General features: G+C 65.6%; 20 protein-coding genes and 1 pseudogene. 14 read left to right on the forward strand and 7 right to left on the reverse strand.

Translation table 11 applies throughout. From position 1 onward, the window contains the following. Nucleotides 1-69: 69 nt before the first annotated feature. From GV368_RS11790 to GV368_RS07680, 9 genes and pseudogenes are all read left to right on the forward strand, one after another. A pseudogene (locus GV368_RS11790) lies at nucleotides 70-261 on the forward strand (hypothetical protein); the annotation flags it as partial. 13 nt (nucleotides 262-274) lie between these two features. Continuing rightward, nucleotides 275-1,168 carry an NAD(P)-dependent oxidoreductase gene (locus tag GV368_RS07645; protein ID WP_169116095.1) on the forward strand — a complete coding sequence of 298 codons (894 nt, stop codon included), beginning with the start codon at nucleotides 275-277 and terminating at the stop codon, nucleotides 1,166-1,168. A 79-nt stretch (nucleotides 1,169-1,247) separates the two neighbouring features. Further along, on the forward strand, nucleotides 1,248-2,066 hold the full coding sequence (locus GV368_RS07650; RefSeq protein WP_169116096.1) for a phosphatase PAP2 family protein: 819 nt from the start codon (nucleotides 1,248-1,250) through the stop codon (nucleotides 2,064-2,066). After that, nucleotides 2,063-2,674, forward strand: coding sequence for a YqiA/YcfP family alpha/beta fold hydrolase (locus GV368_RS07655; protein WP_169116097.1), 612 nt, complete (start codon nucleotides 2,063-2,065; stop codon nucleotides 2,672-2,674). Before GV368_RS07650 ends, GV368_RS07655 begins: the two co-directional genes overlap by 4 nt. A 164-nt stretch (nucleotides 2,675-2,838) precedes the next feature. Beyond that, entirely contained in the window at nucleotides 2,839-3,288 is a 450-nt protein-coding gene (locus tag GV368_RS07660; protein ID WP_169116098.1) for an OsmC family protein, read from the forward strand. A gap of 14 nt (nucleotides 3,289-3,302) precedes the next feature. Further along, on the forward strand, nucleotides 3,303-4,646 hold the full coding sequence (locus GV368_RS07665) for a quaternary amine ABC transporter ATP-binding protein (protein WP_169116099.1): 1,344 nt from the start codon (nucleotides 3,303-3,305) through the stop codon (nucleotides 4,644-4,646). Then, nucleotides 4,643-5,512, forward strand: a complete 870-nt coding sequence (locus tag GV368_RS07670) for an ABC transporter permease (RefSeq protein ID WP_169116100.1) — start codon at nucleotides 4,643-4,645, stop codon at nucleotides 5,510-5,512. The genes GV368_RS07665 and GV368_RS07670 overlap by 4 nt, the downstream gene beginning before the upstream one ends. Next, nucleotides 5,509-6,381, forward strand: a complete 873-nt coding sequence (locus tag GV368_RS07675; RefSeq protein WP_169116101.1) for a glycine betaine ABC transporter substrate-binding protein — start codon at nucleotides 5,509-5,511, stop codon at nucleotides 6,379-6,381. The genes GV368_RS07670 and GV368_RS07675 overlap by 4 nt, the downstream gene beginning before the upstream one ends. A gap of 11 nt (nucleotides 6,382-6,392) precedes the next feature. Then, nucleotides 6,393-7,031, forward strand: a complete 639-nt coding sequence (locus GV368_RS07680) for a trimeric intracellular cation channel family protein (RefSeq protein ID WP_169116102.1) — start codon at nucleotides 6,393-6,395, stop codon at nucleotides 7,029-7,031. Here GV368_RS07680 and GV368_RS07685 read toward each other — a convergent pair. Further along, a complete protein-coding gene (locus tag GV368_RS07685) occupies nucleotides 7,019-7,960 on the reverse strand; it encodes a CysB family HTH-type transcriptional regulator (protein WP_169116103.1) in 942 nt (313 codons plus the stop codon). The two genes, GV368_RS07680 and GV368_RS07685, sit on opposite strands and share 13 nt — an antisense overlap. A 103-nt stretch (nucleotides 7,961-8,063) precedes the next feature. Here GV368_RS07685 and GV368_RS07690 point away from each other — a divergent pair, with 103 nt between their 5' ends. Genes GV368_RS07690 through GV368_RS07710 form a run of 5 tightly spaced genes read left to right on the forward strand, consistent with a single transcriptional unit; the run spans nucleotide 8,064 to nucleotide 13,194 of the window. After that, complete coding sequence (locus GV368_RS07690) at nucleotides 8,064-9,779, forward strand: nitrite/sulfite reductase (RefSeq protein ID WP_169116104.1); 1,716 nt, start codon at nucleotides 8,064-8,066, stop codon at nucleotides 9,777-9,779. Continuing rightward, nucleotides 9,766-10,290, forward strand: coding sequence for a DUF934 domain-containing protein (locus tag GV368_RS07695; RefSeq protein WP_169116105.1), 525 nt, complete (start codon nucleotides 9,766-9,768; stop codon nucleotides 10,288-10,290). Before GV368_RS07690 ends, GV368_RS07695 begins: the two co-directional genes overlap by 14 nt. Continuing rightward, on the forward strand, nucleotides 10,287-11,030 hold the full coding sequence (locus GV368_RS07700; protein WP_142803850.1) for a phosphoadenylyl-sulfate reductase: 744 nt from the start codon (nucleotides 10,287-10,289) through the stop codon (nucleotides 11,028-11,030). Before GV368_RS07695 ends, GV368_RS07700 begins: the two co-directional genes overlap by 4 nt. Further along, nucleotides 11,027-11,929, forward strand: a complete 903-nt coding sequence (gene cysD, locus GV368_RS07705; RefSeq protein WP_142803851.1) for a sulfate adenylyltransferase subunit CysD — start codon at nucleotides 11,027-11,029, stop codon at nucleotides 11,927-11,929. Before GV368_RS07700 ends, cysD begins: the two co-directional genes overlap by 4 nt. After that, nucleotides 11,929-13,194, forward strand: a complete 1,266-nt coding sequence (locus GV368_RS07710) for a sulfate adenylyltransferase subunit 1 (protein WP_142803852.1) — start codon at nucleotides 11,929-11,931, stop codon at nucleotides 13,192-13,194. The genes cysD and GV368_RS07710 overlap by 1 nt, the downstream gene beginning before the upstream one ends. Before the next feature lie 4 nt (nucleotides 13,195-13,198). Here GV368_RS07710 and GV368_RS07715 read toward each other — a convergent pair whose 3' ends face one another. From GV368_RS07715 to mbhE, 6 genes are read right to left on the reverse strand one after another with little or no spacing between them, the layout of a single operon-like run. Beyond that, nucleotides 13,199-13,591: a Na+/H+ antiporter subunit G gene (locus GV368_RS07715; protein ID WP_142803853.1), complete on the reverse strand. Its 393-nt coding sequence runs from the start codon at nucleotides 13,589-13,591 to the stop codon at nucleotides 13,199-13,201. An 11-nt stretch (nucleotides 13,592-13,602) separates the two neighbouring features. Beyond that, complete coding sequence (locus GV368_RS07720; RefSeq protein ID WP_142803854.1) at nucleotides 13,603-13,872, reverse strand: K+/H+ antiporter subunit F; 270 nt, start codon at nucleotides 13,870-13,872, stop codon at nucleotides 13,603-13,605. Continuing rightward, a complete protein-coding gene (locus tag GV368_RS07725) occupies nucleotides 13,869-14,387 on the reverse strand; it encodes a Na+/H+ antiporter subunit E (RefSeq protein ID WP_206673344.1) in 519 nt (172 codons plus the stop codon). Before GV368_RS07725 ends, GV368_RS07720 begins: the two co-directional genes overlap by 4 nt. Next, entirely contained in the window at nucleotides 14,384-15,880 is a 1,497-nt protein-coding gene (locus GV368_RS07730) for a monovalent cation/H+ antiporter subunit D (RefSeq protein WP_178086755.1), read from the reverse strand. Before GV368_RS07730 ends, GV368_RS07725 begins: the two co-directional genes overlap by 4 nt. Further along, nucleotides 15,877-16,227 carry a Na+/H+ antiporter subunit C gene (locus GV368_RS07735; RefSeq protein ID WP_142803855.1) on the reverse strand — a complete coding sequence of 117 codons (351 nt, stop codon included), beginning with the start codon at nucleotides 16,225-16,227 and terminating at the stop codon, nucleotides 15,877-15,879. Before GV368_RS07735 ends, GV368_RS07730 begins: the two co-directional genes overlap by 4 nt. Before the next feature lies 1 nt (nucleotide 16,228). Then, the gene (gene mbhE / locus GV368_RS07740) at nucleotides 16,229-19,063 is read right to left on the reverse strand and encodes a hydrogen gas-evolving membrane-bound hydrogenase subunit E (protein WP_169116106.1); all 2,835 of its coding nucleotides are present in this window, start codon (nucleotides 19,061-19,063) and stop codon (nucleotides 16,229-16,231) included. Between the last annotated feature and the right edge of the window lie 15 nt (nucleotides 19,064-19,078).

A 19,078-nucleotide genomic window follows, 5' to 3' on the forward strand; every position in this document is an offset into this window, starting at 1 on the left:
GGGAGCGAGCACCGCGCAACGCAGCGATTCGCCCGCGCAGCTAATTATTCAGCATTTCCCTGAGTCTGCCTGTACAATCACTACATCCCACGGAAAGCCCTGGGACATATCACACCCATCGAAGCCATGAAAAGATGGTGCGCGGAAAACGAGCGCCGCATGTTTCGACGAAAGCAAAAACCGGAACTCTTCATAAATCGGAGCAATACCCAACGAATTCTACGGCAGCTTTCTTGTCGCTCGTGCTTCCTTTTCCCCTGAGGAGATCGTCGTCATGAAGATCGCTTTTCTCGGTCTCGGCCGCATGGGATCCGGCATGGCACAGAACCTGCTCCGTGCCGGCCATACGCTCGTCGTCTATAACCGCACGCCGGAACGGATGCAAGCTCTGGTGGCGCAAGGCGCCAAGCCGGCGCCTAGTCCCGCGGAAGCGGTTCAGGGCGTGGATGCCCTGGTGACGATGCTCGCCGACGATGCGGCCGTGGAAACGATGCTCTTCGGTGCGAATGGCGCCTTTGCCGCGCTACCTGCCGGCGCGATCCACGTCTCGTCGAGCACCTTGAGTGAAGCCTTCGTCATCCGCCTCACCGAAGAGCACGCCCGTGCTGGGCACGGTTTCGTCTCCGCACCCGTGTTTGGTCGCCCCGAGGCGGCCGCGGCGGGCAAGCTGCGGGTGGTGGTAGCCGGCGAACCGCAGTTCGTCGAACCTTGTCGCCCGATTTTCGAGGCGATCGGGGAAGCGGTACATGTCGTCGGCACGCAACCGCAACTAGCCAACGTCGTCAAACTCGCGGGCAACTTCATGATCATGGCGCTCATCGAGGCGCTAGGCGAATCCTATGCCCTGATGCGCAAAGCGGGCGTCGAACCGCTCCAGTTTCTTGAAATCATCAACGGGCTCTTCCGCTCACCAGTCTACGAGAATTACGGTCGCCTCGTAGCCGAAGAGCGATTCTCTCCTGCTGGATTTACGGCCAAGTTGGGGCTGAAGGACGTTCGCTTCGTGCTCGCTTCGGCCGAACGCGCCGCGGCCCCCATGCCGATCGCAAGCCTCGTGCGTGACCGCTTCCTCGCCCTGATAGCCCAAGGCGGCGAGGCGCTCGACTGGGCGGCGCTCACCCGTATCGCGGCGATGGAGGCGGGTCTTGCCGCTCCGTCGGACCGCTGACTGCACGGAAGGTGACCCCCACTTCGGGGGAATCGGTGTCGCGTTTACAATCGCCCCATCCGACCGAGTCCGGTCCAGGGTGGAAGGGCGAGCATCGATGGGAACGGGAACCTATCGAGTCAAGGAATTCGGGGTTTGGTTGCATGAGGAGGCACCGCGACCGGCGCTTGGGCTCGCCGTCGTCGCGGCGCTGATTTTTCTCGGCCTGCTGGGCACACTGGTCTTCGGCGTGCCCCCCGCCATGGACGAGGCAGTGTTCCACACCCTGCAAGGCTGGCGCACGCCGGAGCGCGACGGCGTGATGGTGCTCTTTACCGAGTTCGGCGATCAGGGCATGATCCTGCCGGTGGCGGCGCTGGTACTCGCCTGGCTGGCGGCGCATCGCCTATGGCGCAGTGCGGCCTGCTGGCTGCTGGCAGTCGGCGGGGCCGAGCTCGCCACGGCGGCGCTCAAGCTCGTCCTGCACCGGCCGCGTCCCAGGAGTTTCTTCAGCGGGGTCGAACAGTATTCTTTCCCCAGCGGTCACGCGCTCATGGGGGTGACCGTCTATGGCCTACTCGCCTGGTTCATCTACCACCAGGCCGGCACCCGGTTACGGACCGCGACGATCGCGCTGACCGTACTGCTGCTCGCACTCATCGCTTTCTCCCGGCTCTATCTCGGCGTGCATTGGTGCTCCGACGTGCTCGCCGGCCTCGCTTTCGGCCTCTGTTGGGTCACGTTCGTGGCGTTACTCCATGCCTTTTACGGTCGCGAGGCGATCCCCTCCGCCCGGTTCGCCCGCGCTGCCGTGGCGATCTTCGTCGTCGTGGGCGCGGTGCACGTCGGCCTGCACCATGAGACCAACCTGGCACGCTATGCGCAGGTGGTTGCGCAAGACCAAGGAGTTGCACCATGATTCTTTATCTCCACGGTTTCCGTTCCTCGCCCCAGTCGGTGAAGGCGCGCGCGCTCGCCGCGCACATGGCGGCCAAAGGGCTCGCCGACTCGTTCCGCTGTCCCCAGCTGCCGATCGCCCCGGCCGAGGCGATGGCCATGTTGCGCGAGGAAGTGGCACGACTCGCCGAGCAGACGGGACGGCTGCCGACGGTGGTGGGGAGCTCCCTGGGCGGTTTCTACGCCACTCGACTCGCCGAAGAGCTGGGCGTGCGGGCGGTGGCGGTCAATCCGGTCGTCCATCCCTCGCGGGGGCTTTCCGCCTACGTCGGCCGGCTCACCAACCTCTACACCGGCGAGCCCTTCGAGTGGACGCCCGAGCACGTCGCGCAGCTGCGTGCGCTGGAGCGCGACCGTCTGGAACATCCCGAACGGATCTGGCTGATGGTGGAGCTGGGCGACGAACTGCTCGATCACCGACAGACCATCGCCTTCTACCAAGGCGCGAAGCAGACGGTACTCGAAGGGGGCGATCACAGTTTCACGCGCTGGAATGACCATCTCGACGAAATTCTCGTCTGGGCAGGGTTGATGCCGGAAGGAAATGCCGGAAAAGCTGAGCGTTCGTGAGGCAATCGTCGCGAGCGGGGCAATAGCGAGGCGCACGAAGTGCAGTGACTGGGCCTTTCTGCGTAGACGGACGAGGAGCGAGCACCGCGCAGCAGATTGATTCACCGGTTCTGACGCCCGTCGGTGCTACCATTGACTCCGCCCATTCATCGGAAGGAGCGATCATGGAAGAAAAAAACCCGCCCAGTGTCAGCCTGCGCCAGATCGAAGGGTTCCAGTTCGAAGTGCGTTTTGGCGAAGATATGCCGGTGCTGCTCACCGACGAGCCGCCCCCGCTGGGCAAGGGCACGGGCCCCACGCCTACCCATCTACTGCTCTCGGCCGTGGGCAATTGCATGGCCTCCAGCCTCTATTTCGCCCTGACGAAGTTCAAGAACGATCCGCAAGGGGTGCGCGCCGAGGCGAGTGCCGAGCTGGGACGCAACGAAGCGGGCCGTTTACGCGTGCGCCGCATCGACGTGCGCCTCGAAATCGGCGCCCCCGCCGCCACCCTGCAGCATCTGGACCGCATCCTGGGACAATTCGAGGAATTCTGCGTCGTCGGCCAGAGCGTGGCCGCCGGCATCCCGGTGATGCTCAGCGTCTTCGATGGCGAAGGGTTGCAGTTGAAATGAGCTCCGAAGCACCGATGCCGACCGATTCCTCCCACCAAGCGCTCGCACCCAAGATTCGCCTGGAAAAAGTCAGCAAGATCTTCGGGCGACATGCCGATCAGGCGCTCGATTTACTGGCCCAAGGGTTGGACAAGAAAACGGTACAGGAGCGTACCGGAGTCGTGGTGGGGGTCTACGACATCTCTCTGGAAATCGCCGAAGGAGAGATTTTCGTCATCATGGGGCTATCGGGCTGCGGCAAGTCCACGCTGTTGCGCCTCATCAATCGCCTGCATGAGCCGACCACCGGCAAAGTCTTCATCGGCGAAGAAGACATCACGGCCATGGGGGCCCGTGAGCTGCGTCGCCTGCGTCGCAACGCTTTTGGCATGGTATTCCAGAGCTTCGCCCTGCTGCCGCACCGCAATGTACTCAGCAACGTCGAATTCGGTCTCGAGTTGCACGGCGTGGCCCGCCAGGCACGGAGAGAACGGGCACAGCAGGCCATCGAGACGGTGGGATTGAGCGGCTACGAGCACAAATATCCCGACGAGCTCTCTGGCGGCATGCAGCAGCGTGTCGGGCTCGCACGAGCACTGGCGGTCGATCCGCAAATCCTTTTGATGGACGAAGCTTTCAGCGCGCTCGATCCGCTCATTCGCGGACAACTACAAGACGACCTCATCGCGATCCAGGAGCGCATGGGCACGACGGTGGTGTTCGTATCGCACGACCTGGACGAGGCGATCAAGATCGGCACGCGCATCGCCATCCTGCGCGATGGGCGCTTGGTGCAGGTAGGCACCCCGCAAGAAATCCTCGCTGCACCCGCCGACGACTACGTGAGCGCCTTCGTGCGGGGCGCCGACCGAACCAAGGTGCTCACCGCCGCCGACGTCATGCTGCCGTTGCACACTTTCGCCCATTTGCGTGATTCGCCCCGGGCCTTGTTGCGCAAAATGCAGCATAGCGGTTTCAGCGGCCTGATCGTGCTCGACAATCAGCGCCATCCCTTGGGTTACGTCGAATTACGGCAAGTAATCGAGATGCGAGACCAAACACGCCTCGAACGCTCCGCCTTGCGCCCCCTTCCCTGTGCCACTCCCGAGGAGCCCTTGTCGGAGCTCATTCGGCGATCCAACGTCGAAGGCTCTCCGATGGTCGTGTGCGATACCAAGGGACGGGCCATCGGCGTCATCGACAAAACCACCTTGCTGGCAGCCTTGGCGCAACAGGGTGAGACGGACGAATCCGCTGCCGCGACGAGTGAGCAAACCGCCGAGCAGCCGGCCTGCGCGGAGCCGACGCCCAACGAATCCGCGCAGAAACCGCCGTCCGGCGAGTCGCGAGTCTCCATGGAACGCGAGGACAAATCATGAAGGAATTCGCCCCCATCCCGCTGGGTGAGTGGGTGAGCGATGGTATCGACCGGCTCACCCGCGAATACGCCACAGCCTTCGACTCGATCAGTTTCGTGATCTACGAGTTGATCGATGCCTTGCAAAGCGGCCTCCACGCCATTCCTGCGCCATGGTTCATCGTTCTCCTTTCTCTGCTCGCCGTGCTCGCCGCGGGATGGCGACGCCCTGGCAGCTGGGGGTTGGGGCTTTTCACCCTGGTCGGTCTGGGCTTGGTATGGAACCTGCGCTTGTGGGACGATCTCATCACGACGCTCTCACTCGTGCTCGCCAGCGAAGCCTTGGTGCTGCTCGTGGGCATCCCCTTGGGCATCGCCTCCGCCAAAAGCGCCATGGTGGAGCGCATTCTGCGCCCGGTGCTCGACGTGATGCAAACGATGCCCGCCTTCGTCTACCTCGTGCCCGCGGTGATCTTCTTCGGGCTCGGCCTGGTGCCAGGCGTGATCTCGACCACCATTTTCGCCCTCCCACCCCTCATTCGCCTAACCAGCTTGGGTATTCGGCAAGTGCCTCGTGAATTAGTCGAAGCCGCACTGGCTTTCGGGGCCACGTGGTGGCAGCTGCTCACCAAGGTTCAGGTTCCCGTCGCCCTTCCTGCCATCATGGCAGGCGTCAATCAATCCATCATGCTCGGCCTCTCCATGGTCGTGATCGCCGCCATGATCGGCGCCGGGGGGCTGGGTAACGTAGTGCTCGAGGGCATCACCCAGCTCGACGTCGGCAAAGGATTCGTCGGCGGGCTTGCCGTGGTCATCCTCGCCATCGTCCTAGATCGCATTACCCAGTCCATGGGGAAAATCTATCAGCAAAAGGGGAAACCGCGATGAAACGACGTCACTTCCTGTTCCTGAGCTCCGCGGCTGCGCTTTCCTCGTTCGTGCCGCGCGCGTTCGCCCAAAGCGCCACCGTCCGGATCACCTACGTGAAGTCCTGGCCCGACAGCAATCTCAATACGAATATCGCCACTCAAATCCTGCGTGAACATCTGGGGCAGTCGGTGGAGCTGATCAATACCGACGCCGGCCCCATGTGGGCAGCCGTTGCCACCGGTCGGGCCGATGCCACGCTGACGGCATGGCTTCCCAATACCCACCAGGTCTACTGGGAACGTTACAAGGATCAGGTGATCAACCTCGGTCCCATCACCGAGGGAACCTGGTTGGGCCTGGCCGTACCCGACTACGTCCCGATCGACTCGATCGAAGATCTCGATGCACATGCTGACCGTTTCGGCCGGCGCATCGTCGGCATCGAAGCCGGCGCCGGCATCATGATCAATACCCAACAAGCGATCGAAGCTTATGGCATAAAAAACCTGCGTTTGATCAACAGCTCCACTCCGGCCATGCAGGCCGAACTCGCCCGAGCGGTGGCCCGAAAGCAGTGGATCGTGGTCACGGCCTGGACTCCCTTGGGAATCTGGGCGCGTTTCCCGCTCAAACAACTCGCCGACCCCAAGAACATCTATGGTGAGCAAGGGCATATCGATGCCGTGATCCATCCGAGCCTTCAGGAACGCTCACCTGAGACCGTGGAATTCCTGCGACGTTACAAGATGCCGCTCGAAGAACTCCAGCGTATGATGCTCGCGCTCGATGAAGGCCAAGCGCTCGAAATGGTGACCCAGGAGTGGCTGGATCGCAATCGCGCCACCGTAGAGCAGTGGGTTGTCGAAACGAAAGCCGCCGTGGGTTGAATGAGGGTTGAATGACGCTCATTCAATGGCTCGACTACGCGGGGGTGGCGGTGTTCGCCCTCTCGGGCGGCATCACCGCGGCGCGCAAGCGGCTCGATCCCGTCGGCTTCGCCCTCATCGGCACGGTGACCGGCATCGGCGGGGGGACGCTGCGCGACCTGCTGCTCGATCGCCCCGTCTACTGGATCACGCAGTGGGAATACCTCGTCATCACCGTGCTCGCCGCCTGGGTGGTATTCTTCTGGGGACGTTTCGCGCCGCGCCCGGCACGCCCCGTGCGCTGGAGCCGGCTGCTCGACTGGGCCGACGCCGTGGGGCTGTCGGTCTTCGCCCTCATCGGCGCGCAGGCGGCGCTCTCGGCCGGGGCCAACGGCTTCATCGCCGTGGTCATGGGCATGATGACGGCGAGCTTTGGGGGGCTCTTGCGCGACATCCTCTGCAACGAGATCCCCATGATCTTGCACCGTGAGATCTACGCCTCCGCCGCCGCGGCCGGGGCCGCGGTCTACGTTTTGGGGCTACGAGCCGGCTGGCCCCACGATCCCACGCTCGCCGCCGGTGCCGGCACGGCCCTCGCGCTGCGCGGACTGGGCATCACGCGGGGCTGGCATCTGCCGGCGTACCAAGGGGAAACCCCTCACAACCCATAATCCTCCCCGTCCCCCCGTAGCGCCCGCTCCACCACGTCGCGTTTGAGGTGCGGCGCGAAGGCTTCGATGAAAGCGAAGACGAATCCGCGCAGGTAGGCGTCGCGCAGGACGCCGATGCGCGTCGTGTTCGATTCGATCAGATGCCCCAGGTCGCGGCAGACGAGGTCGGCGTCGGCCGCGGGGTCGAAGGCCATTTTCGCCAGGATCCCCACGCCCAGGCCCATGCGCACGTAGGTCTTGATGACGTCCGAGTCGAGGGCGGTGAGGATCACCTCCGGCCGCAGGGCGCGGCCGAGGAAGGCCTTGTTGATGTGGTTGCGGCCGGTGAAGGCGCCGTCGTAGGTGATGACGGGGTGCCGGGCGATCGCCTCCAGCGTGAGCGGCTCCAGCGTGGCGAGTTCGTGGCCTTTGGGCACGACCAGCGCATGCGTCCACTGGTAGCAGGGGAGCTCGACCAGCTCGGGGAAATCGCTGATCCCTTCGGTGGCGATGGCGAGATCGGCCTCGCCGGCGATCACCATCTCGCACACTTGCCGAGGACTGCCCTGGTGCAGGGAGAATCGCACCTTGGGGAAACGCTCGCGAAAGTTGCGGATCACCGTCGGCAGCACATAGCGCGCCTGGGTGTGGGTGGTGGCGATCGACAGCACCCCCTCGTCGGCGCGCGAGAATTCTTCCGCCACCGCGTGCAGGTGGTTCATGTCGCGCAGCATGCGCTCGCAGATCGCCACGATCTGGCGCCCCGGTTCGGTGAGCGCGGTGAAGCGCTTGCCGTGACGCACGAAGATGTCCACGCCCAGCTCCTGCTCGAGGGCGCGGATCTGCTTGGAGACGCCGGGCTGCGAGGTGAAGAGCGCATCGGCCGCCTCGGACACGTTCAAATTGTGCTGCACCACTTCGACGACGTAGCGAATCTGCTGCAGGTTCATCACCGCTTCCTAATAACCGACGGTTATCGAAGTCTAACGCAAATCGCCTGTTATGCGCCAGAGGCGGCCGCTACACTGCCGCCATCGCATAGGGGAAACTTGCATGTACCGCTACGATTCCTGGGACCAAGCCCTGGTGCAGGCCCGCGTCGTCCAGTATCGCGACCAGCTGCGCCGTTTCCTTGCCGGTGAGCTCGGCGAGGACGAATTCCGCCCGCTGCGCCTGCAAAACGGCCTCTACGTCCAGCGCCACGCGCCCATGCTGCGCGTGGCCATTCCCTATGGACTGCTGGAAGCGCGGCAGCTGCGGATGCTGGCCGACATCGCCCGCCGCTACGACCGCGGCTACGGTCACTTCACCACCCGGCAGAACATCCAGTTCAACTGGATCCGGCTGGAGGACACGGCCGACATCCTCGAACGTCTGGCCGAAGTGGGACTGCACGCCATCCAGACCTCCGGCAACTGCATCCGCAACCTCACCACCGATCCGTTTGCCGGCGCGGCTCCGGACGAGCGCGTCGATCCGCGCCCCTGGTGCGAACTGATCCGCCAATGGTCGAGTTTCCATCCCGAGTTCGCTTTCCTGCCGCGCAAGTTCAAGATCGCCGTTCATGGAGCCGAGGAAGACCGCGTGCTCGTCCGGGCCCACGACATCGGACTCGAACTCTTGCCGGGCGACGATCCCCTCCTGCCGCGCGTGCGCGTCTTCGTCGGCGGCGGTCTGGGACGCACGCCGATCCTGGGCAAACTCCTCTACGACGAGGTCCCGGCCGAGGAACTCTTCACCGTGCTGGAAGCGATCCTGCACGTCTATAACCGCCATGGACGGCGCGACAATCTCTACAAGGCCCGGGTCAAGATCCTGGTGCAGGCGATCGGCATCGACGCCTTTCGCGCCGAAGTCGACGCCTACCGGGCCGAACTGGCGACACAGGGCGAAGCCCTGCTGCTCACGCGCGAGGAGATCGAACGCGTGGCAGCGCACTTCGACGATCTGCGCCGCGCACGGGCGCGGCAAACACCCCTGCCCACCGTCGCTCCGCTCACGGCGCACGAATGGCCTGCCTTCACGCGCTGGCGGCAGCGCAACGTGCACCTGCAGCGCCAGCCCGGCTACGCCCTTGTCGTGCTCACCACCAAGCGCGCCGCGAGCGCTCCAGGCGACGTCTCCGCTGAAGAAATGACAGCGATCGCCGACTGGGCCGAGCGCTACGGCGACGGCGAGATCCGCGTCACGCACGAGCAGAACCTGGCGCTCGCCTGGGTGCGCGAAGAGACATTGCCAGGACTGTGGCGCGAGGCGCGTGCGCTCGGTTTCGGACATCCCAGTTTCCGCCTGGCGCACGATCTCATCTCCTGCCCCGGCGGTGACTACTGCGCCCTCGCCAACGCCCGCTCCATCCCGGTGGCCCAGGCGCTGCTTGCCGAATTTGCCGAAGCGGAACTGGAAGACATCGGGCCGCTGTCGATCAACGTCTCGGGCTGCATGAACGCCTGCGGCCATCACCACGTGGGGCACATCGGCGTGCTCGGCGTCGATAAGAACGGCGAAGAATGGTTCCAGGTGACGATCGGCGGACGGCAAGGAAACCACACGCGGCTCGGCAAGGTGATCGGGCCGGCCTTCCGCGCCGAAGACATGCCGCGCGTGGCGCGCACCCTGGTCGAGACTTACCGCGCCCTGCGCGCCCCCGGTGAGACCTTCCTCGACACGCTCGACCGTCTGGGGCCGGCGCCTTTCAAAGAAGCCGTCTATGCCGGCACCCCCGCCGCCCGTCATCCCGCGCTCCGGGAGGCCGCCGATGTGGAAGCTTGAGCTCGACGGCAGCGTCTCGGACTACCGCGCGGTACTGGTATCGACCTGGGAAGCTGCTCGCGACGAGGCGGACACCGTGCTGGCCTTGCCCGTCTGGCGCGAGGCGCTCGCCGCGGGCCGCACGCCGCTGCCGCGGCGGGTGTGGCTCGCGCCGGAGGAAGACCCGCTCCTCAGCCCGGACGAAGGCACTCGGCTCGAGGAGATCGTCCTGCCCTTTGCCAAATTCACCGACGGACGCGCCTTCAGCCAGGCCACGCGCCTGCGTCGGCGCGGCTGGCATGGCCGGCTCACCGCCTTCGGCGCCTTCCTGCTCGACCAGCTCGACTATTTGCGCCGTTGCGGTTTCGACGGATTCGTCCCCGACCCGGCCCGCTACGACCGCGCCACCCTGGAGCGCGACGGTGCCCGGCTGCTGACCGTGTTCCCCGAACCCTATCAGGCGAGCGCCGCCGTGCCCGACCCGCTCTTTCGCCGCCGGGAGCGTGGACTTGCCGAGGACCGAACCCCATGAGCGATCCCACCCGCCCTTCGCTCGACGCGGCCGAACTCGCCGCGCTCGAGCAAAAAACCGAGGCTGCCATCGCCCTTCTCGAGCGCATCGCCCGCGAGCACGTCCCGGCGGTGCTCGCGAGCAGCCTCGGCGCCGAGGACATGGTGCTCACCGACCTCATCGCCCGCCACGCCCTCTCCATCGGCCTCTTCGTGCTCGACACCGGTCGGCTGCACGAGGAGACCTATGCCCTGATCGCCCGGGTGGAGGCGCACTACGGCCTGCGTCTGCAGCTCTTCGCCCCGCGGGCCGAGGAGGTGGAAGCCTTCGTCGCCCGATATGGCATCAACGGATTCTATGACTCGCTCGAAGCGCGCCGGGCCTGCTGTGCCGCCCGCAAAGTGCAGCCGCTCGCCCGGGCGCTCGCCGGCAAGCGCGCCTGGATCACGGGCATGCGCCGCGAGCAATCCCCCACCCGCAGCGACCTGCCGCAGGAGCAATGGGACGAAGCGCACGGGCTGGCAAAGTTCAACCCGCTCGCCGACTGGAGCGCGCGCGAAGTCTGGGCCTATCTGCGCCGCCATGCCGTGCCCTTCCACCCCCTGCACGAGCGTTTCTACCCCAGCATCGGCTGCGCCCCCTGCACCCGCGCCGTGGCCGTGGGCGAAGACCCGCGCGCCGGACGCTGGTGGTGGGAACATCCCGAACACAAGGAATGCGGCCTGCACCGCCGCCCCGTCCTCACCGGAGAGACCCGATGATCGCCCCCCGCACCCATCTCGACCGGCTCGAAGCCGAGGCCATCCACATCCTGCGCGAAGTGGCGGGGCAGTGCCAGAACCCCGCCCTGCTCTTCTCCGGCGGCAAGGATTCGGTCTGCCTGCTGCGGCTCGCCGAAAAAGCCTTCCGCCCCGGCCGTTTTCCCTTTCCCCTGCTGCACATCGACACCGGTCACAACTACCCCGAGGTGATCGCCTTCCGCGACCGGCGTGCCGCCGAGCTCGGCGAGCGGCTCATCGTGCGCTCGGTGGAAGACTCCATCGCCCGCGGCACGGTACGGCTCGCCCGGCCGGACGAGTCGCGCAACCGGCATCAGTCGGTGACCCTGCGCGAGGCGATCGAGGAGTTCGGTTTCGACTGTCTCATCGGCGGAGCACGCCGCGACGAAGAAAAGGCCCGCGCCAAGGAGCGCGTCTTCAGCGTGCGCGACGAGTTCGGTCAATGGGATCCGAAGAACCAGCGCCCGGAGCTCTGGCGCCTCTACAACGCCAAGGTTCCGCCGGGCGGGCACGTGCGCGCCTTCCCCATCAGCGACTGGACGGAACTGGACGTATGGCAGTACATCGCCCGCGAGGGACTGGAACTGCCCTCGATCTACTTCGCCCATCCCCGCCCCTGCGTGCGCCGCGGCAGCCTGCTCGCGCCGGTCACCGAGCTCACTCCGGCGCGCGAGGGTGAAGCGGTCGAAACCTTATGGGTGCGTTTTCGCACGGTGGGCGACATCACCTGCACCGCACCGGTGGAATCGCGCGCCCGCACGATCGAGGAAATCCTGCGCGAGACCGCCGCGACCACCGTCTCCGAGCGCGGCGCCACCCGGCTCGATGACCAGACGCACGAAGCAGCGATGGAACAACGCAAACGCGAGGGCTATTTCTGATGGATACCGTACTGCGCTTTCTCACCTGCGGCAGCGTCGATGACGGCAAGAGCACGCTCATCGGACGACTCCTCTACGACAGCCGGGCGCTGCTGGTCGACACCCTGGAAGGCATCGAGCGCACCAGCCGGCGCCGCGGTGCCACCGCCCCCGACCTCTCACTGGTCACCGACGGGCTGATCGCCGAGCGCGAACAGGGCATCACCATCGACGTCGCCTACCGCTACTTCCGCAGCGGCGCGCGCACCTTCATCATCGCCGACGCACCGGGCCACGAGCAATACACCCGCAACATGGTCACCGCCGCCTCCATCGCCCAGCTCGCCGTGCTGCTGGTCGACGTGCGTCAGGGACTCACGGCCCAGACCCGGCGCCACGCCCTGCTCGCCGATCTCGTCGGCATCCCGGCGCTAGCGATCGCGGTCAACAAAATGGATCTGGTCGACTACGACCCGGCCGCTTTCGAAGCGGTGGTCTACGCCTTCGAGGACTTCGCCGAAGCCAGCGGACTGCGCGCCCGGCGCCACTACATCCCCATGTCGGCGCTACTGGGCGACATGGTGGTCGAGCGCGGTGAGCACCTGCCGTGGTACCTGGGTCCGACGCTGCTGGAAGTGCTCGAACGCACCCCCGCCGGCCAGGGCGTGAGCGACCACCCCTTCCGTTTTCCCGTGCAATGGGTCTGCCGGCCGAGGAAAGCCACCGACCCCCGGCTGCACGATTACCGCGGCCTGGCGGGGCAGGTGGCAGCCGGCACGATCGCCGTGGGCGAAGAGATCGTCGTGCTGCCCTCCGGGCGCCGCAGCACCGTGACCGCCATCGAATTGGGCGGCGTGCCGCGCGAGCGCGCCGTCGCCGGCGATTCGGTCATGCTCCGGCTCGCCGACGATCTCGACGTCGGTCGGGGCGAAATGCTCGTGCGCGCCGACGAATCCGCGCCGGCGCTCACCCGCGGCGTGGAAGCCGACCTCGTCTGGCTCGACCCGGCCCCTCTCGCCCCCCGGCGCACCTACCTGCTGCGCCACACCACGCGCGAAGTGCAGGCGCGGGTGGAGACCATCGAATGGAACCTGGACGTGGCCACGCTCGAGCGCGAGCCGGCGCACGAACTCACCATGAACGACATCGCCCGGGTGCGCGTCAAGCTCGCCCAGCCGATCGCCGCCGACCCTTACGAGGTTCTGCGCGACACCGGCAGCTTCCTCCTCATCGACCCGGCCACTTGGGACACGGTGGCCGCGGGGATGATCCGCGGGACGCAGTGAGGCGCTAGCGCCGAGGTTCGGCACCGTCGCTGCCGGATTCCTCCGGCGGCGGCTGGAACGTTCCCCAATCGACGCCGGACGCAGCGGGACGGGGCAGCGCAGCGTGTACCCGTTCCCGTTCGCGATGCAGCCAGGCGCGCGCGAGCATCAGCGCCGAGAGAGGGGCCGTCAAAAAGAGGAAGAGGGTGATGAGCAGCTCATGGACCGACCACTCTGCGCGCACCCAGCCGAAATAAGCGATCGAAGCGAGCAACACCCCACCCACGCCCAGCGTCGTCGCCTTGGTCGGCGCATGCAGCCGCTGCATCGCCTGAGGCAGCCGCACCAACCCCCACGACCCCACGAGGCCAAAAAACGCGCCCACGAGCAACAAGGCCGCGATCAGCATGTCTGCCATCTCTCCCCCTCCTATTCGATGATGAGCCCACGCAGCACATAGCGGCAAAACGCCACCGTCGACACGAACCCGATCATGGCGAAAAAGAGCGCTGCCTCGAAGAACACCGCACTCCCTTGCCAGATGCTCCACGTGACGATGAGCGCGATCACGTTCACCATCATGGTGTCCAACGCCATCACCCGGTCGACCAGGTCCGGGCCGCGCCACAGACGCCACGCGCACAGCAGCACTCCCAACCCGAATGCCGCCAAGGCCACCAAAGCCGCCCATTCGATCATGCGTCGCCCTCCCCGAAAATCTTCATCACGCGTTCCTCGTAGCGCGACTTGATCCCCGCCACCGTCGCGTCCGGATCGTCCGTATGCAGGCAATGCACCAGCAGGGCCGAGCCGTCGGCGGCCAAATCGCAACTCACCGTGCCCGGCGTCATCGTGATCGTGCCCGCGAGCAGGGTGATCGCCTCGGGTCGATGCAGGCGCAGCGGCACGACGAGCCAGGTCGAGCGCAACGTCTCCGGCCGGCGCAGCAGTATCCAGCCGGCCACCTGTATGTTGGCTCTGACGATGTCCCACAACACGATCACCGCATAGACGATGGCCGTACGCCATGAATACACCCGCGGCAGATCCGGCCAGAACGGGCGCAGGAGCAAAGGAACCACCACGCCCAGGATCACGCCCATCAGCCACTGCCCGGCAGAGAAATCGTTTTGCAGGGCCACCCATACCAAGGTCAGCGCCAAGCTCACGGCTGGATGCGGCACCCAGCGGCGCCACTTCGATCGCATCCTCATCGGTACACCCCCGCTCCCATCACGGCCTGCACGTAAGCGCCCGGCTCGAGCAACGCCTGTGCCGCCTGGGTGAAATAAGCGAGCGCCGGCCCCGCGACGAGTGCCCAGACGACGGTCCCTGCCAGCAGCAAGGCGAGCGCAGCCACTCCACCCGCCGCCGGCCCGTGCGATGCCTGCCCTCCATCCTTCTGCGTCTTCCAGAACACCCGTGACCCTGCCCGCGACAACCCCAGCAGCAGCAGGAAAGACGCCATGAGCACGAACACCCAGCTCGCCGCCCCTTCGATCACGGTGACTGGAATGCTGCGCAACACGGCAAGCTTGCCGACGAAACCGGAAAGCGGCGGCAAGCCCACCGTAACGATCGCCACGAGAAAGAACAACCCACCGAGCAGCGCCCGTCCGCTAAATTCCCGGCCACCGACCAGCGCATCGCCTTCCTCGCGCCGCACCGAGCGCACCAGGTCGGCGAGCACGAAGAGTGCGGCCCCAGCCAGCGTGGAATGGACCAGGTAGTAGAGCCCGGCGCCCAGCCGCGCCGCATCCGCCCCGGCCAGCCCCACGAAGAGCACGCCGATCGACGAGATGGAAGCAAAACCGGCGAGCACGCCCAGCGAGGGTGCGGCCAGAACGCCCAGCGCCCCAGCCAACAGAGTGAGCCAGGCGAGCGGCTCCAGCGCCGCGAGCGACGACCACCCCAAGCCGACGAGGGCAAAGCGCAGCAACGCATAAGCACCGACTTTGGAGAGCAAGGCAAAGAGCGCCGCCGCCACTCCCGGCGCATGCCCGTAGGCTCCCGGCAGCCAGAACTGCAAGGGCACCACCGCCGCTTTCAGCAAGAAAACGACGCACAGCAACGTTCCTCCAGCCATGAGGATGCCCCGATCGGAGGACGGAATCGTCGGCACTCGTTGTGCCAGATCGGCGAAATTGAGCGTACCGGCCGCGTTGTAGATGAGGGCGACGGCAAAGAGGAACAGGGACGAAGCGATGAGGTTGACCACCATGTACTGCAACGCATTCGTCAGTCGCGCCGCACCACCGCCGTGCACCATCAACCCGTAGGAAGCGATCAGCATCACCTCGAAGAAAACGAAGAGGTTGAAGAAATCCCCCGTGAGAAAGGCGCCGTAAATCCCCATCAGCTGAAACTGGAACAACGGATGGAAGTGCCTTCCGCGTCGGTCCCAGGCGCAGACCGCGTGCAACAGCAACACCGCGCCGAGGATGGCGGTGAGCAGCACCATCGCCGCCGAGAGGCGATCGGCCACCAGCGCGATGCCATACGGCGCCGGCCAGTCGCCGAGTCGGTAGACGAGAATCTCTCCTTCTCCCGTCGCCGCGAACAGCAACAAGGCCACGACGAGTTGGGCTGCCGCAGCAATGAAAGAGAGCACGCGCGCCAGCACCAGATCCTGACGCGAGAGCGCCACCATCACCGCCGCGCTCAGTACCGGAATCAGGACGGGCAGAATCGGCAGATGCGCATTCACCGCTCGACCTCCACTCGATCGGTCACCGCCGGCACGTCGCTGCGCTCCACACCGGACTCGAAACGCGCCCGGATGGCCAGCACCACCAGGAGCGCCGTCATTCCGAAGGCAATGACGATGGCCGTGAGCACCAACGCCTGCGGCAGCGGATCGGCGAAGCGCGTCACCCCCTCAGCCCAGACCGGGGGAGCGCCGACGGTCAAGCGCCCGGCAACGAAGAGGAAGAGGTTGGTGGCGTAGGAGAGCAGGGATAGGCCCAGCACCACGGGAAAGACTTGTCGTAGGCAACACAGGTAAATCCCGGCAGCCGTCAGCGCTGCGATGAGCACGGCGAACAAAATTTCCATCTCACCCCTCCTTTTCCGATGGTTTCGGCCGAGCCGGGTCCATGGGCGTGCGGCTGGGCAGAAAACCCGCGAGCTGCCCCAAATGAGCCAATTGCACCAAAGCCAGCGTCACCGCCCCGAATACCGTCAGCAGCACCCCCAGATCGAACCCCATGGCGCTCGCCAACGGCACCGGTCCGATGCCTGGGATATGCACCTCGCCGTGGGCACTGCGTAGAAATGGCGCGCCCAAACCCATCGCCGCCATCCCGGTCGCCCCGGCCACGAGAAGCCCGGTGCCGATCCAGACGTGCGCATCGAGGCGCATGCGATGCATCGTCCATGACAGGCCACTGGCCATGTACTGGATCAAGAATGCAAGGGCCAAAAGCAAAGCGGCGATGAAGCCACCGCCAGGGGCATTGTGCCCGCGGAAAAAGATATAGAAAACGGCCATGAGCAGGAAAGGTAGCATCACCCGCGCCGTCACGGCAAACGGCAGCGGATGGCGCGTCGGGGACAAAGCGAACGGGAAACGCCAGGCGTGGAGATGCTCCCGTGCCACCCCCTCCTGCATGCCCTGCAAAAGCGCGTAGATCACCAAGGCGGCGATGCCCAGAACCGTAATTTCGCCGAACGTATCGTAACCGCGGAAATCGACGAGGATCACGTTGACCACGTTGCTCCCCCCCCCTTCCGATACCGAACGGCTCCAGAAGTAATCGGCCAGGTTAGGCCCGTCATTACGCATCATCACCCAGGCGAGCAAGCCCACCACCGCGCCGATGAGGATGGAGGCGGCCGCCGCACCCCGCGGCTTGGCCACGGGCTCGGTATCGTGCTGAGGAAGGAAGAACAGCATGAGCAGCAGCAAAACCGTCGTCACCGCCTCGACCGAAATCTGGGTGAGCGCCAGGTCCGGCGCCGAAGCATGCAGGAAAGCCAGCGAAACGACGAGCCCCACCGCCCCCGTGAGCAATACTGCTCGCAGCCGCTTGTGATGCCAGCGCACCACGAGACCGATCGCGGCGAGACCGACCCCGGCGAAGATCAGACCGAGGCCGTTCATGGGCGTCGGCGCACGCTGCGGCCGCCACCCCTCTCCCATGCCCCAACCGAGCGCGAGCGCGGCAAGGCTCACCACGGCGAGCAGCAGCACGTAGCGCCCCAGTACACCCGAGTGCACCCGGGCGATGAGGCGATGCGCCCCGCGCACCAGCCATTCCTGCGCCGAGAAGAACGCTCTACGCCCATCGAACGGCAAAGCCCAGGCAAGCACCCGGCCCGACAGCGCTCGATAGTGCCACACCATGGCCGCGCCGATGACGAAAGCCACGGCGGAGACCACGAGCGGCGCGCCGAACCCATGCCATAGCGCGAGTTCCGGCCACGGCGCGTGCGCGCCCACCGCCGCCGCGCTTGCCGCGGCGAGCAAGGGCTCGGCGAGGCTCGGCCACAGCCCCAACACCACCACTGCCACGACCAAAACCAAGGGAGGTCCCCACAGGAGTGCCGGCGGATCGTGTGGGATCCTCCCCTCCGGCAGGCGCAACGGCCCGAAGAAGAGCGCCGAAAAATACCGGAATGCATAAGCCGCGGAGAGGATCGCCGCCAAGCCGACGAGCCCCCACAACGGCCAACCGCCTCCCCAGCGCGCCGCCAGCACTTCGACGAGCATCGCCTCCTTGGAAACGAAACCATTCAACGGCGGCACACCGGCCATCGACAAGGCCGCCAGCGTCCCCAATCCCGCCGTCAGGGGCATGACCTTGGCCAAGCCCGAGAGGCGACGCAAATCGCGCAGGCCCGTTTCATGATCGACGATGCCCGTGTTCATGAAGAGCGCCGCCTTGAACGTCGCGTGCATCAGCACGTGCAGCATGGCCGCGAACACCGCCGTGGGCGTTCCCAAGCCCAGCAACATCGTCACCAGACCAAGATGGCTCACCGTCGAATATGCCAGCAGTGCCTTCAGGTCGTCCTTGAAGAGCGCGATCGTCGCACCCAGAAGCATCGTCGCCGCCCCGACCCCAGTCACCCAGACGACCCAGGCGTCGGTTTGACCGAACACCGGCCACACGCGCGCGAGCAGATACAACCCCGCCTTCACCATGGTGGCCGAATGCAGATAGGCCGAAACCGGCGTGGGCGCGGCCATCGCGTGCGGCAGCCAGAAGTGGAAGGGAAACTGCGCGCTCTTGGTAAAGGCGCCCAGCAGAATCAACGTAAGTATCGCCGGCGCCAAGGGCGAGGCGAGAATGAGCTCTTGCCGCGCCGCGAGTTCGGAGAGGCGATACGTACCGGCGACCTCTCCGAGTAGGATCAGGCCGGCGAGCAGCGCGAGCCCCCCTGCCCCGGTGATCGCCAGTGCAAGCCGTGCCCCGCGCCGACCGTCGGGCAGATGACACCAAAATCCGATCAGGAGAAACGAAGAAAGGCTGGTGAGCTCCCAGAACACCAGCAACAGGAGCAGATTGTCGGCCAGCACCACCCCCAGCATCGCCCCTTGGAAAAGAAGGAGATACGCATAAAACGTCCCGATGGGTTCGTTGCCGGCAAGATAGCCGCGACTATAGATGAAAATCAGGATGCCGATCGCCAGGATCAGGGAAGCGAAGAAAAAACCCAGACCATCGATACGCAAAGCCCATTCCAGGCCGAGCGCGGGCACCCAAGGGACATACACTTCCTCTGGTACGCCGGAAAACACCGACGCCGCCTGCCCCCACAACAATAGGAGCGCCACCACACTCGGCGCCAGAGCCGCGAGCAGCGCTGGCGTGCGCCCTGCCCGTGCAAAGAGTGGCGGCAGGATCGCGCCCAGCAGCGGCAAAGCGACGATTGCACTTGCGCTCATTGCCTCCCTCCTCAT

Origin of the sequence: Tepidiphilus baoligensis (assembly GCF_012911495.1) — a bacterium.
GTDB lineage: Bacteria > Pseudomonadota > Gammaproteobacteria > Burkholderiales > Rhodocyclaceae > Tepidiphilus > Tepidiphilus olei.

Bases quoted from the DNA above. Each gene is read 5' to 3' on its own strand.
- GV368_RS07645 (WP_169116095.1), top strand. From the start codon at position 275: ATGAAGATCGCTTTTCTCGGTCTCGGCCGCATGGGATCCGGCATGGCA.
- GV368_RS07655 (WP_169116097.1), top strand. From the start codon at position 2,063: ATGATTCTTTATCTCCACGGTTTCCGTTCCTCGCCCCAGTCGGTGAAG.
- GV368_RS07660 (WP_169116098.1), top strand. From the start codon at position 2,839: ATGGAAGAAAAAAACCCGCCCAGTGTCAGCCTGCGCCAGATCGAAGGG.
- GV368_RS07665 (WP_169116099.1), top strand. From the start codon at position 3,303: ATGCCGACCGATTCCTCCCACCAAGCGCTCGCACCCAAGATTCGCCTG.
- GV368_RS07670 (WP_169116100.1), top strand. From the start codon at position 4,643: ATGAAGGAATTCGCCCCCATCCCGCTGGGTGAGTGGGTGAGCGATGGT.
- GV368_RS07675 (WP_169116101.1), top strand. From the start codon at position 5,509: ATGAAACGACGTCACTTCCTGTTCCTGAGCTCCGCGGCTGCGCTTTCC.
- GV368_RS07680 (WP_169116102.1), top strand. From the start codon at position 6,393: ATGACGCTCATTCAATGGCTCGACTACGCGGGGGTGGCGGTGTTCGCC.
- GV368_RS07685 (WP_169116103.1), bottom strand. From the start codon at position 7,960: ATGAACCTGCAGCAGATTCGCTACGTCGTCGAAGTGGTGCAGCACAAT.
- GV368_RS07690 (WP_169116104.1), top strand. From the start codon at position 8,064: ATGTACCGCTACGATTCCTGGGACCAAGCCCTGGTGCAGGCCCGCGTC.
- GV368_RS07695 (WP_169116105.1), top strand. From the start codon at position 9,766: ATGTGGAAGCTTGAGCTCGACGGCAGCGTCTCGGACTACCGCGCGGTA.
- GV368_RS07700 (WP_142803850.1), top strand. From the start codon at position 10,287: ATGAGCGATCCCACCCGCCCTTCGCTCGACGCGGCCGAACTCGCCGCG.
- cysD (WP_142803851.1), top strand. From the start codon at position 11,027: ATGATCGCCCCCCGCACCCATCTCGACCGGCTCGAAGCCGAGGCCATC.
- GV368_RS07710 (WP_142803852.1), top strand. From the start codon at position 11,929: ATGGATACCGTACTGCGCTTTCTCACCTGCGGCAGCGTCGATGACGGC.
- GV368_RS07715 (WP_142803853.1), bottom strand. From the start codon at position 13,591: ATGGCAGACATGCTGATCGCGGCCTTGTTGCTCGTGGGCGCGTTTTTT.
- GV368_RS07720 (WP_142803854.1), bottom strand. From the start codon at position 13,872: ATGATCGAATGGGCGGCTTTGGTGGCCTTGGCGGCATTCGGGTTGGGA.
- GV368_RS07725 (WP_206673344.1), bottom strand. From the start codon at position 14,387: ATGAGGATGCGATCGAAGTGGCGCCGCTGGGTGCCGCATCCAGCCGTG.
- GV368_RS07735 (WP_142803855.1), bottom strand. From the start codon at position 16,227: ATGGAAATTTTGTTCGCCGTGCTCATCGCAGCGCTGACGGCTGCCGGG.
- mbhE (WP_169116106.1), bottom strand. From the start codon at position 19,063: ATGAGCGCAAGTGCAATCGTCGCTTTGCCGCTGCTGGGCGCGATCCTG.